Annotated in this window: 10 protein-coding genes; 7 read left to right on the top strand and 3 right to left on the bottom strand. The window is 65.2% G+C overall.

The window, feature by feature from the left end; all coding sequences use genetic code 11:
* Positions 1-89: 89 nt before the first annotated feature.
* The 4 genes from ACYVD0_RS07170 to ACYVD0_RS07155 all read left to right on the top strand — a co-directional run bounded on the left by ACYVD0_RS07170 (position 90) and on the right by ACYVD0_RS07155 (position 4,384).
* Positions 90-1,280 carry a DesA family fatty acid desaturase gene (locus ACYVD0_RS07170; RefSeq protein ID WP_460426180.1) on the top strand — a complete coding sequence of 397 codons (1,191 nt, stop codon included), beginning with the start codon at positions 90-92 and terminating at the stop codon, positions 1,278-1,280.
* 93 nt (positions 1,281-1,373) lie between these two features.
* On the top strand, positions 1,374-2,360 hold the full coding sequence (locus ACYVD0_RS07165; protein ID WP_460426179.1) for a sensor domain-containing diguanylate cyclase: 987 nt from the start codon (positions 1,374-1,376) through the stop codon (positions 2,358-2,360).
* Between the two features lie 278 nt (positions 2,361-2,638).
* Positions 2,639-3,895, top strand: a complete 1,257-nt coding sequence (locus ACYVD0_RS07160; protein WP_460426178.1) for an OprD family porin — start codon at positions 2,639-2,641, stop codon at positions 3,893-3,895.
* Between the two features lie 165 nt (positions 3,896-4,060).
* Positions 4,061-4,384, top strand: coding sequence for an ArsR/SmtB family transcription factor (locus ACYVD0_RS07155; protein WP_460426177.1), 324 nt, complete (start codon positions 4,061-4,063; stop codon positions 4,382-4,384).
* A 10-nt stretch (positions 4,385-4,394) separates the two neighbouring features.
* On the opposite strand, the gene aguA is transcribed toward ACYVD0_RS07155, so the two are convergent.
* From aguA to ACYVD0_RS07140, 3 genes are all read right to left on the bottom strand, one after another.
* Positions 4,395-5,504 carry an agmatine deiminase gene (aguA, locus tag ACYVD0_RS07150; protein ID WP_460426282.1) on the bottom strand — a complete coding sequence of 370 codons (1,110 nt, stop codon included), beginning with the start codon at positions 5,502-5,504 and terminating at the stop codon, positions 4,395-4,397.
* Positions 5,505-5,519: 15 nt separating this feature from the next.
* Entirely contained in the window at positions 5,520-6,398 is an 879-nt protein-coding gene (gene aguB, locus ACYVD0_RS07145; protein WP_460426176.1) for an N-carbamoylputrescine amidase, read from the bottom strand.
* Between the two features lie 227 nt (positions 6,399-6,625).
* A complete protein-coding gene (locus ACYVD0_RS07140; RefSeq protein WP_460426175.1) occupies positions 6,626-8,002 on the bottom strand; it encodes a glutamine synthetase family protein in 1,377 nt (458 codons plus the stop codon).
* A 272-nt stretch (positions 8,003-8,274) separates the two neighbouring features.
* Here ACYVD0_RS07140 and ACYVD0_RS07135 point away from each other — a divergent pair, with 272 nt between their 5' ends.
* Genes ACYVD0_RS07135 through ACYVD0_RS07125 form a run of 3 tightly spaced genes read left to right on the top strand, consistent with a single transcriptional unit; the run spans position 8,275 to position 11,853 of the window.
* The gene (locus tag ACYVD0_RS07135) at positions 8,275-9,027 is read left to right on the top strand and encodes a gamma-glutamyl-gamma-aminobutyrate hydrolase family protein (protein WP_460426174.1); all 753 of its coding nucleotides are present in this window, start codon (positions 8,275-8,277) and stop codon (positions 9,025-9,027) included.
* A gap of 34 nt (positions 9,028-9,061) precedes the next feature.
* A complete protein-coding gene (locus tag ACYVD0_RS07130) occupies positions 9,062-10,423 on the top strand; it encodes a glutamine synthetase family protein (RefSeq protein ID WP_460426173.1) in 1,362 nt (453 codons plus the stop codon).
* A 56-nt stretch (positions 10,424-10,479) separates the two neighbouring features.
* Positions 10,480-11,853, top strand: coding sequence for an aspartate aminotransferase family protein (locus ACYVD0_RS07125; protein WP_460426172.1), 1,374 nt, complete (start codon positions 10,480-10,482; stop codon positions 11,851-11,853).
* Positions 11,854-11,941: the final 88 nt, after the last annotated feature.

The raw sequence follows: 11,941 nt of genomic DNA, 5'->3' as shown, positions 1-11,941 counted from the left end.
TATCCAAAGAAAGGCGCGGGTTTTCCAGCCAAGCGCGCTAATAATGAGGCTCACCATAGGCCGCTGTTCGAACTCCGAGGCATGCACTCATGTGGTACGACGGTTTTCTCGATCTGACGCCCTGGCAACTCATCATAGTGACCCTGCTGCTCACTCATTTGACCGTGGTCAGCGTCACCGTGTATTTGCATCGTTATTCGGCGCATCGTGCGCTGGATCTGCATCCGGCTGTGAAGCACTTCTTTCGTTTATGGCTGTGGCTGACCACCGGCATGAACACCCGCGAGTGGACCGCCGTCCACCGCAAGCACCATGCCCGCTGCGAGACGCCGGAGGATCCGCACAGCCCTCTGTACAAGGGACTGTCGAATGTCCTGTGGCGGGGCGCCGAGCTCTACAAGGCGGAGGCGGGCAACGTCGAGACGCTGCGCACCTACGGCAGGAACTGCCCGGACGACTGGATCGAGCGGCATGTCTACTCGCGTTTCCCCAACGGCGGGGCGACACTCATGCTGCTGATCGACCTGGCCCTGTTCGGCGTGCTCGGCCTGACCGTCTGGGCCGTGCAGATGATGTGGATCCCGTTCTGGGCGGCCGGCGTGGTCAATGGCCTCGGCCATGCCGTGGGCTATCGCAATTTCGAATGCCGTGACGCCGCCACCAATCTGGTGCCCTGGGGCATCCTGATCGGCGGCGAGGAACTGCACAACAATCACCACACCTATCCCAACTCGGCCAAGCTTTCGATCAGGGCCTGGGAGTTCGACATGGGCTGGGCGTGGATCCGCCTGCTGGTCCGGCTGGGGCTGGCCGAGGTCAAGCGCACCGCGCCGATTGCCTACCGGGTAGAGGGCAAGCGCCAGCTGGACATGGACACGGCCATGGCGATCCTCAACAACCGCTTTCAGATCATGGCGCAGTACCGCAATCAGGTGATCGCCCCGCAGGTCCAGGTGGAAGTGGCGCGGGCCGAGGCTCCGATGCGTCACCTGTACCGCAGGGCCAAGGGCCTGCTGGCGCGTGAGACCAGCCTGCTCGAGGCACGCCAGCAGGCGCGCATCCAGTCGATCCTCGAGCAGAGCCAGACGCTCCGGGTGATCTACGAGAAGCGCCTGGCGCTGCAGCAGATCTGGGCCCGGACCAGCGCCAACGGCCATGAGATGCTCGCCGCGATCCGTGACTGGATCCATGAGGCGGAGACCAGCGGCATCCAGTCCCTGCGCGAGTTCGCCGAGCAGCTGAAGACCTACTCGCTGCGCCCCGCCCCGGCGCTCGCCTGAGGGGGGGCGGGCGAACTTTGCCGACTGCCGTTGATCTGATGGCCTGTGCCCATTAGATGGGTGTTGTCGTTCAGGTCAAGGGAGCGGGATTGCATGAGCCTCAAGGGAGCATTAGTCACCAGCGGGGAGCTGGCCGTCAGGCCGGGCGAGGTGTTGTCGGCCCTGCGGCAGGCACAGACCGAGATGCGCCGCCTGCAGGCTCGCGAACAGCTGTTCGGCATGCTGCTGGCCAGCGTCAATGCGGTGCTCTGGGCCTACGACTGGCAGGCGCGGCGGATGCTCTACCTCAGCCCGGCCTACGAGCGGATCTTCGGCCGTCCGTCCGGGCCGCTGCCGGATGCCCTGGCCGGTTGGCTGGAGTGCGTCCACCCGGACGATCGCGACTACGTCCTGGGCAGCCTGGGCGAGGTGTTCGACAAGGGGGCCGTCGAGCAGCGCGAGTACCGCATCATCCGCGGCGACGGCCAGCTGCGCTGGCTGAACGACAAATGCTACTGCGGCGACCCGGACGAAAGCGGGCGGGCACGGATCATCGTCGGTCTCGCCGAGGACATCACCGAGCGGAAGCAGCTGGAGGGCGAGCTGCAACGCCTCGCCAGCACCGATGGGCTGACCCGCAGCAGCAATCGCCGGCATTTCTTCGAGTGTGCCCAGCGCGAGCTGCAGCTCGCCCGCCAGTACGGCACGTCGCTGGCCTTCCTGTTGCTGGACATCGACGATTTCAAGCGGATCAACGATACCCATGGCCACCAGGTCGGCGACCAGGTGCTGCAGCGGCTGGCCGACTGCTGTGCCACTACGCTGCGCGGCGGCGACCTGTTCGGGCGAATCGGTGGCGAGGAGTTCGCCGCATTGTTTCCCCGCTGTCGGCCGGAGCAGGCCCTGCCGATCGCCGAACGCCTGCAGCGGAGCATCGGGGAGCTGGTGTTCCATGCCGGCGGCGACACCTTCCGCATCACCGTCAGCCAGGGGCTGGTCGGCCTGGGACCGGACGACGATCTCGGTGCGCTCTATGCCCGTGCCGATGCGGCCATGTACCAGGCCAAGCAGCAGGGCAAGGATAGAGTCGTGCTGCTCTGAATCCTGCGCCTGTTACCTGCAGTCCTTTTTCTGCCGGCTCGAAGCGGCGAAAGCGCGGATCATTGGATGCCCTCTGTTGATGGGTGCTTATCATTGTTTTTCATTTATGTAAATAAGTAATTTCCCTTATATTTTTGCTTATTTTTTCTGGCTATCGTTGGCGTGCTCCTGCGTGACGGTTGCAGGATGCCCAATGAGTTCTGCCCGTGGCCTGTCCTGGACAGCAAAAGCCATGCTGCTGCAGTACCACTCGAAAAATAAGAATGGAGAATAACAAGATGACAAAAGCCCCCCTGGCGCTGGCTGTGGCGGCCGGTATTCTGGGCCTATCGGTGACTCAGCAGGCTGCTGCCGAGTTTTTCAAGGACAGCAAGGCCAGCCTGGAGCTGCGCAACTTCTACATGAACAAGGACTTCCGCGATGGCACCGGTCAGGCCAAGCAGGACGAATGGGCGCAGGGTTTCATTCTGCGGGCGGAGTCCGGCTATACCGAGGGGCCGGTCGGCTTTGGCCTCGACGTGCTTGGCCTGGTGGGGGTGAAGCTGGATTCGAGTCCGGACGACGCCGGAACCGGCTTGCTGCCGGGGGGGTATGGCAACCGGGCGCCGGACGACTACAGCGAGCTGGGCGTGACCGCCAAGGTCAAGTACTCCAAGAGCGAGCTCAAGGTCGGCACCCTGCTGCCGAAGAACCCGGTAGTGCTCTACAATGATACCCGCCTGCTGCCGCAGACCTTCCAGGGCGGCAACCTGCAGATCAAGGAAATCGAGGGGCTGACCCTGGACTTCGGTTACCTGAACCAGGTCAACTACCGGAACTCTACCAACAACGAAGAAATGAGCCTGGTCCGCGCCAACCGGCGGAACATCACCATCAAGAGCGGCGGTGAGAATGAGGCGAACTTCTTCATGTACGGCGGCGCGACCTACCAGGTGACCAAGGGGCTGGCCGCCACCTACTACTACGGCGAACTGGACGACCTCTACAAGCAGCACGCCGTCAACCTGGTGCATGTGCTGCCGCTGGGCGGCAAGCACTCTCTGAAGACTGATGTGCGCTATGCGCGCTCCACGGACGATGGCGAGGCCCATGTCGACAACCATGCCTTCGGGCTGCTGACCACCTACGCCATGGGCGCCCACAAGTTCGGGCTGGGCCTGCAGAAGATGCAGGGCGACACCGGCTTCGCGCAGGTCGCCGGTACCGACCCCTTCCTGGTCAATTACATCCAGGTCAGCGACTTCGCCAATGCCGACGAGCGCTCCTGGCAGTTGCGCTACGACTACGACTTCGCGGCGCTCGGCGTTCCCGGCCTGACCTTCATGACCCGCTACGTATCGGGCGACCATGTCGACCGCGGCCCGGGCTCCGATGGCAAGGAATGGGAACGTGACACGGATATCGCCTATGTGTTCCAAAGCGGCATGCTGAGGAACCTGAGCCTGAAGTGGCGCAACGCGACCATGCGCAGCAATTTCGTCCGCGACGTCGACGAGAACCGTCTGATTGTCAGCTATACCCTGCCGCTGATGTAACTCCCGGGGCGGCCGTGCCGCCTCTTTCCGGCGCTCCCATCCGCCTGGGTGGGGGTGGCTCGGCAGTTGCCCGCTCCCCGCGTTGTGCCCTCTCTGTGCCGTCAGGCGTTGAAAAAGCTGTTGTCTCTAAATAGCTTATGCCCAGCGCAACCGAGCCTTCTGCCCATGACCGAAACGACTCCTGCCATCGACATCCAGCGCTTGCGCGAATCTGCCGGCCAGGCGGAGCAACTGCTCAAGGTGCTGGCCAATCCGGATCGCCTGATGCTGCTCTGCCAGCTGTCCCAGGGCGAACGCAACGTCGGCGAACTGGAGGCCCTGCTGGGCATCCGCCAGCCGACCCTGTCCCAGCAACTCGGCGTGCTGCGCCGCGAGGGGCTGGTGGAAACCCGCCGCGACGGCAAGCTGATCCACTACCGGATCAGCAGCCCGCAAGCCCTGGCGGTGATCGACACGCTCTACCAGCTGTTCTGCACGGACGAACGCTGAGCGGCGCCGCTCAGCGACGCCGCTGCGCTGCCGGTTGCTGCTGGGTGATGCAATGGATGTTGCCGCCGCCGAGGAGGATTTCCCGGCCGGGCAGCATCAGCACCTCGCGTCCGGGGAACAGTTGCCTGAGCAGGGCCTCGGCCTCGGCGTCGCGGGGATCGTCGAAGCCTGGTGCGATTATGCCGCCGTTGACGATCAGGAAGTTCACGTAGGAGCCGGCCAGGCGGATCGACGGATCACGCGGCTGGCTGCCGGCGACCAGGTCGACGCCGGCGCATTCCTCCTCGCTGGCGTACAGCGGGCCGGGGATCGGCATCCGCTGTACGCTGAGGGCGCGGCCGCGGGCGTCGCTGGCCTTCTCGAGCACTTCCAGAGCAGCCCGGCAGCGCGGGTGGTTGGGGTCCTGCGGGTCATCGGTCCAGGCCAGCAGCACTTCGCCGGGGCGTACGAAGCAGCAGAAATTGTCGACGTGGCCGTCGGTCTCGTCGTTGTACAGGCCCTGCGGCAGCCAGATCACCCGCTCGATGGCCAGATGCTCGGCGAGCATGGCCTCGATTTCCTCGCGGGAAAGGTGCGGATTGCGATTCGGGTTGAGCAAGCATTCCTCGGTGGTGAGCAGGGTGCCCTCGCCGTCGACATGGATGGCGCCGCCCTCCAGCACGAAGTCCTCGGTACGATAACGGGCGCAGCGCTCGATGCCGAGAATCTTGCGCGCCACCTGGTCGTCACGGTTCCAGGGCGCGTACAGGCCGCCGGCGAAGCCGCCCCAGGCATTGAAGGTCCAGTCTACGCCGCGTGCCGCGCCGGCGTCGTTCACCACGAAGGTCGGTCCGGTGTCGCGTACCCAGGCGTCGTCGCTGCTCAGTTCGATGACTCGGATGTCGGCTCCGGCCAGGCGGACGCAGGCGTTCTCGTATTGCGCGCTGGATACGCAGACGGTCACCGGCTCGAAGCGGGCGATGGCGTGGGCCACCGCGGCGAAGGCAGCTTGCGCCGGCTTGCCGCCGAGCCGCCAGTTGTCCGGGCGTTCCGGCCAGATCATCCAGGTCTGGCTGTGCGGTTCCCACTCGGCGGGCATGCGGAAACCGTCGGTACGCGGGGTGCTGCTCAGGGTTTGCATCGGCTTGGCCACGCCTCAGGACTCCAGCGTGCCGTCGAGGGTCTTGATAGCGCCGTACAGGTTGGGCCGGCGGTCGCGGAACACCCCCCAAGCGCTGCGGATGTGTTCCAGGTGGTCGAGATCGAAGCTGTGCACCAGCACGCCTTCTTCCGTCTCGTTCAGCTCCTCGACCTTGGCGCCGAACTGGTCGGCGATGAACGACGAGCCGTAGAAGTCGATGTGGTAGTCCTCCTGCACCTCGCGGCCGACGCGGTTGCTGGCGATCAGCGGTGTCAGATTGGCGCCAGCATGGCCCTGCTGCACGCGCTGCCAGTGATCGCGGGAGACGATGCCAGGGTCGTGGGGCTCGCTGCCGATGGCAGTGGGGTAGAGCAGCAGCTCGGCGCCGCGCAGCACCATGCTGCGCGCGCTCTCCGGAAACCACTGGTCCCAGCAGATGGCCACGCCGATCCGGCCGTAGCGGGTCTGCCAGACCTTGAAGCCGGTGTCGCCGGGGTTGAAGTAGTACTTCTCGTGGTAGCCTGGGCCGTCCGGGATGTGGCTCTTGCGGTAGAGGCCGAGCATCCGCCCGTCCGCATCGAGGATGGCGATGCTGTTGAAACGCGCTCTCCCAGCCCGCTCGTAGAAGCTGATTGGCAGCACCACGTTCAGTTCGGCGGCAATCTTCTGAAAGTGGCGAATGGCCGGGTTGTCCTCGACCGGGGTGGCCAGCTGCAGGTACTCCGGGTTGGGCTTCTGGCAGAAGTAGGGGGTCTCGAACAGTTCCTGCAGCAGGACGATCTGCGCGCCCCTGGCCGCGGCCTTGCGCACCAGTTGCTCGGCCCTGGCGATGTTGGCGGCGCGATCCCAGGAGCAGGCCATCTGGGTGGCGGCGACGGTGACGATGCGAGACATGGCGACCTCGTGACAACGGATGGGCGGGAACCTTCAAGCTGGCAGAGGATGATGTCGGGGTCAAATGACGTTAAAAAGTTGGTATCAGTCGGCCAGAAAGCGTAGCGAGCGAAGGCCAGGCAAGGCGAAGACAGGCGAGGACGCGGAGTTTACGAGCTATAGATGAGCAAGTCCGAGCCTGTTTTCAACGCAGCATGGCCGAGCGCAGCAGCTTTCCGGCCGACTGATCAGACCGTGTGCAGGTACCAGTTGTATTCCAGATCGGAGATCGAGTGCTCGAACTCCTCCAGCTCGCTCTCCTTGCAGGCGACGAAGATGTCGATGTAGTCCGGGCTGATGTAGCGGGCGAGGATCTCGCTCTCGTCCAGCCGGCGCAGGGCGTCGCGCAGGTTGTTGGGCAGGCTGGGCTCGACCTTCTCGTAGGAGTTGCCCTCGACCGGCTCGCCCGGCTCGATCCGGTTGGTCAGCCCGTGGTGCACGCCGGCCAGCAGCGCGGCCATCACCAGGTAGGGGTTGGCGTCGGCGCCGGGGACGCGGTGCTCGATGCGTACCGCATCCGAGCTGCCGGTCGGCACGCGCAGGGCCACGGTGCGGTTGTCCAGGCCCCAACAGGGTGCGTTGGGCACGTAGAACTGGGCGCCGAAGCGGCGATAGGAGTTGACGTTGGGACAGAGGAAGGCCATCGAGGCCGGCATGGTCTCCAGCACACCACCGATCGCATGACGCAGAGCGGCGTTCTGCTGGGGATCATCACCGGCGAAGATGTTATTGCCGTCCTTGTCGAGGATCGAGATGTGCACGTGCAGCCCGTCGCCGGCCTGGCCCGGATAGGGCTTGGCCATGAAGGTGGTGTCCATCTCGTGGTCGTAGGCGATGTTTTTGATCAGCCGCTTGAGCAGTACGGCGTAGTCGCAGGCCTTGATGGGGTCGGCGACGTGGTGCAGGTTGACCTCGAATTGCGCCGGGGCGCTCTCCTTGACGATGGCGTCGGCCGGGATGTCCTGTTCCTTGGCGCCTTCGAGGATGTCCTGCAGGCAGTCGACGTACTCGTCGAGATCGTCGATCAGGTAGACCTGGCTCGACTGCGGGCGCTTGCCGGAGATCGGCGAGCGCGGCGGCTGCGGCCGACCGTTCACGTTCTCCTGGTCGATCAGGTAGAACTCCAGCTCGAAGGCGGCGCAGACGGTCAGCTCCAGCGCCTCGAACCGGTCCACCACCTGGCGCAGCACCTCCCGTGGGTCGGCGAAGAAGGGCGTACCGTCGCGCTCGTGCATGGTCATCAGTAGTTGCGCGGTGGGGCGCTTCTGCCAGGGCTCCTTGCTCAGGGTGTTGGGGATCGGGTAGCAGATGCGGTCGGCATCGCCGATGTCCAGACCCAGGCCGGTGCTCTCGACGGTGGCGCCGTTGATGTCCAGGGCGAACAGCGAGGCGGGAAGGTTGATGCCCTGTTCATATACCTTATGCAGACTGGTGCGTTCGATGCGTTTGCCGCGCACCACGCCGTTCATGTCGGCGATGAGCAGGTCGACGAACAACACCTCGGGATGTTCCTTGAGGAACGCGTTCGCTTCGTTGAGCTGAACGGCACGCGGGGGTACCGACATGATGTAACACCTTGATTGTTTAAAATTTCAATCATTCATTGAGTTAATGTTGAGTCAATCCCAAAGCTCTGGCGCTGTCAAGGCACGCTGCCGCTACTTCGGAATAGGGCTTGCATGCCGATTTTACGGCCTTTCGGAGCCTCTCCTGCGGAGTGGTCCAAAGCCCGCCATGGCTGGCAAGGCCCCTGCGCGCCGTTTCGCCGCGGAGGCTGTTGTCTAAAAAAATGAACAAGACTAAGCTCGGTTCCACCCCCGACAGTCAGGATGATGCTATGCCCCGTCTGCCCCTGATCGGCGTGACCGCCTGCACCCGCCAGATCGGCCTGCACCCTTTCCATATTGCCGGCGACAAGTACCTGCGGGCGGTGGCGGAGGGCGCCGGCGGCCTGCCGCTGATCATTCCCGCGCTGGGCGAGCTGATCGACCAGAAGGCCCTGCTGGAGCGGCTCGACGGCTTGCTCTTCACCGGCTCGCCGTCGAATGTCGAGCCCCACCATTACCAGGGCGTTGCCAGCGAGCCGGGCACCCACCACGATCCGGCCCGCGACCGCACCACGCTGCCGCTGATCCGCGCCGCGGTTGCCGAGGGCGTGCCGCTGCTCGGCATCTGCCGGGGCTTCCAGGAGATGAACGTGGCCTTTGGTGGCAGCCTGTACCAGAAGGTCCACGAGGCCGGTCCCTATGCGGATCATCGCGAGGTGGAGGATGAGGCGCTGGAGGTCCAGTACGGGCCGCGCCATGCGCTGCACGTGCAGTCGGGCGGGCTGCTCGCCGGGATCGGCCTGCCCCGGCAGATCGAGGTCAACTCGCTGCATGGCCAGGGTGTAGAGCGCCTGGCGCCCGGTCTGCGCATGGAAGGGTTGGCCCCGGACGGGCTGATCGAAGCGTTTTCCGTCGAGGGCGCGCAGACTTTCGCCCTCGGCGTGCAGTGGCATCCGGAATGGCAGTCCCGCTGCAATCCCCATTCCCAGGCCCTGTTCCAAGCCTTCGGCGATGCCTGCCGGCGTCGGGCGGAGCGCCGTTAGCGGGCCGTCCGGCCCGAGCGCAAGGAGTTTCATCATGAACGCCAGTGGCAAGCTCGACCGTCTCACGCTCTGGCTGAAGGAGCGCAAGATCACCGAGGTGGAGTGCCTGATCAGCGACCTGACCGGCATCGCCCGCGGCAAGATCGCCCCGACCAGCAAGTTCATCGCCGAGAAGGGCATGCGCCTGCCGGAAAGCGTGCTGCTGCAGACCGTGACCGGCGACTACGTGAACGAGGACATCTATTACCGGCTGCTCGACCCGGCCGAGATCGACATGTTCTGCCATCCCGACGAGAGCGCTGTGTTCCTCGTGCCCTGGGCCATCGAGCCCACCGCCCTGGTGATCCACGACACCTGCGACAAGTGGGGCAATCCCATAGAGCTGTCGCCGCGCAACCTTCTCAAGAAGGTGCTGGCGATGTATGCCGAGCGCGGCTGGCAGCCGATCGTCGCGCCGGAGATGGAGTTCTACCTGACCCAGCGCAGCGACGACCCGGACTATCCGCTGCAGGCGCCGGTGGGCCGTTCCGGGCGGCGGGAGACCGGCCGCCAGTCGTTCTCCATCGACGCGGCCAACGAGTTCGACCCGCTGTTCGAGGACATGTACGACTGGTGCGAGGCCCAGGGGCTGGATCTGGACACCCTGATCCACGAGGAAGGCACCGCGCAGATGGAGATCAACTTCCGCCACGGCGAGGCGCTGCACCTGGCCGACCAGATCCTGGTGTTCAAGCGCACCATGCGCGAGGCGGCGCTCAAGCACAACGTGGCCGCCACCTTCATGGCCAAACCGATGACCGGCGAGCCGGGCAGCGCCATGCACCTGCATCAGAGCGTGGTCGACTGCGAGGGTTGGAACATCTTCTCCAATCCGGACGGCTCCATGAGCGAGCTGTTCCTCAACCATATCGGTGGGCTGCAGAAGTACATTCCCGAGCTGCTGCCGCTGTTTGCGCCCAACGTCAACTCGTTCCGCCGCTTCCTGCCCGGCACCTCGGCGCCGGTCAACGTCGAGTGGGGCGAGGAGAACCGTACCGTCGGGCTGCGCGTGCCGGACTCCACGCCGCACAACCGGCGGGTGGAGAACCGCCTGCCCGGTGCCGACGCCAACCCCTACCTGGCCATCGCCGCGAGCCTGCTGTGCGGCTACATCGGCATGGTCGAGCAGCTGCAGCCGAGCGCGCCGGTACAGGGCCGCGGCTATGAGCGGCGCAGCCTGCGCCTGCCGCTGACCCTGGAGGCAGCGCTGGAGCGCATGGAGAACTGCCATGCCCTGGAGCGCTACCTGAGCCCGCGCTTCATCACCGCCTATGTCGCGGTGAAGCGCGCCGAGCACGAGAACTTCAAACGGGTGATCAGCTCCTGGGAGCGGGCCTTCCTGCTCCTCTCGGTGTAACCCGCCAGGCGTTTCCCGGCCCGCCCGACGGGCCATGCCCTGAGGAGGGAACTCCCATGAAAGGCACTTCCGGCAATCCGCAAACCCGGCAGTGGCAGGAACTCAGCCGCGCCCACCACCTGCCACCGTTCACCGACTACAAGCTGCTCAACGCCCGCGGCCCGCGGATCATCACCCGTGCTTCCGGCGTCTACCTGTGGGACAGCGAAGACAACCGCATCCTCGACGGCATGGCCGGACTGTGGTGCGTCAACGTCGGCTACGGCCGCGAGGAACTGGTCGAGGCGGCCAGCCGGCAAATGCGCGAGCTGCCCTACTACAACCTGTTTTTCCAGACCGCCCACCCGCCGGCCGTGGAGCTGGCCCGGGCGATCGCCGAGCTGGCGCCGCCCGGCATGCACCACGTGTTCTTCACCGGCTCCGGCTCGGAGGCCAACGACACTGTGCTGCGCCTGGTGCGCCACTACTGGGCGACCCGCGGGCAACCGCGGAAGAACGTCATCATCGGCCGCTGGAACGGCTACCATGGCTCCACCGTCGCCGGGGTCAGCCTGGGCGGCATGAAGGCCATGCACGGCCAGGGCGACCTGCCGATCCCCGGCATCGCGCACATCGACCAGCCCTACTGGTTCGGCGAAGGCGGCGACCTAGACCCGGAGGAATTCGGCGTGCATGTCGCCGATCAGCTCGAGCGCAAGATCCTCGAGATCGGCGAGGACAAGGTCGCCGCCTTCGTCGCCGAGCCGATCCAGGGAGCCGGCGGGGTGATCATCCCACCGGACAGCTACTGGCCGCGGATTCGCGAGATTCTCCACAAGTACGACATCCTGTTTGCCGTCGACGAGGTGATCTGTGGCTTCGGCCGCACTGGCGAGTGGTTCGGCAGCCAGTACTACGGGCTGCAGCCGGACTTGATGATGATCGCCAAGGGGCTGACCTCCGGCTACCTGCCGATGGGCGGGGTGGTGGTACGCGATGCGCTGGTCGAGGTGCTCGAGGAAGGCGGCGAGTTCTACCACGGCTTCACCTATTCCGGGCATCCGGTGGCGGCGGCGGTGGCTTTGGAGAACATCCGTCTGCTGCGCGAGGAGGGCATCGTCGAGCGGGTCAGAATGCGGACCGCGCCCTATCTGCAGCAGCGCTGGCGGGAGCTCGCCGAGCATCCGCTGGTTGGGGAAACCCGCGGGCTAGGGATGCTGGCCGCGCTGGAACTGGTCAGGGACAAGCGGACCCGCGAGCGCTTCGCCAGCGACCTGGCGGTCGGCCTGCGCTGCCGCGAGCACTGCTTCGACAACGGGCTGGTGATGCGCGCGGTCGGCGACACCATGATCGTCGCCCCGCCCCTGGTGATTTCCGAGTCGGAGATCGACGAGCTGATCGCCAAGGCGCTGCTCTGCCTGGACCTGACCGCGAGCGAAATGCCGGGTTGAGGTAGGGCGGGTAAAACCCGCCGATTTCGGCGTATGTCTTCGCCATGTCCGGCGGGTTGCACCCGCCCTTCCTGCTATTTGGTAGCGA

It is taken from the genome of Azotobacter armeniacus (assembly GCF_054779355.1).
Note: the sequence above shows the minus strand (reverse complement) of the source record. Positions and strands in the feature narration are given on the sequence as shown.

Bases quoted from the DNA above. Each gene is read 5' to 3' on its own strand.
- ACYVD0_RS07170 (WP_460426180.1), top strand. From the start codon at position 90: ATGTGGTACGACGGTTTTCTCGATCTGACGCCCTGGCAACTCATCATA.
- ACYVD0_RS07165 (WP_460426179.1), top strand. From the start codon at position 1,374: ATGAGCCTCAAGGGAGCATTAGTCACCAGCGGGGAGCTGGCCGTCAGG.
- ACYVD0_RS07160 (WP_460426178.1), top strand. From the start codon at position 2,639: ATGACAAAAGCCCCCCTGGCGCTGGCTGTGGCGGCCGGTATTCTGGGC.
- ACYVD0_RS07155 (WP_460426177.1), top strand. From the start codon at position 4,061: ATGACCGAAACGACTCCTGCCATCGACATCCAGCGCTTGCGCGAATCT.
- aguA (WP_460426282.1), bottom strand. From the start codon at position 5,504: ATGCAAACCCTGAGCAGCACCCCGCGTACCGACGGTTTCCGCATGCCC.
- aguB (WP_460426176.1), bottom strand. From the start codon at position 6,398: ATGTCTCGCATCGTCACCGTCGCCGCCACCCAGATGGCCTGCTCCTGG.
- ACYVD0_RS07140 (WP_460426175.1), bottom strand. From the start codon at position 8,002: ATGTCGGTACCCCCGCGTGCCGTTCAGCTCAACGAAGCGAACGCGTTC.
- ACYVD0_RS07135 (WP_460426174.1), top strand. From the start codon at position 8,275: ATGCCCCGTCTGCCCCTGATCGGCGTGACCGCCTGCACCCGCCAGATC.
- ACYVD0_RS07130 (WP_460426173.1), top strand. From the start codon at position 9,062: ATGAACGCCAGTGGCAAGCTCGACCGTCTCACGCTCTGGCTGAAGGAG.
- ACYVD0_RS07125 (WP_460426172.1), top strand. From the start codon at position 10,480: ATGAAAGGCACTTCCGGCAATCCGCAAACCCGGCAGTGGCAGGAACTC.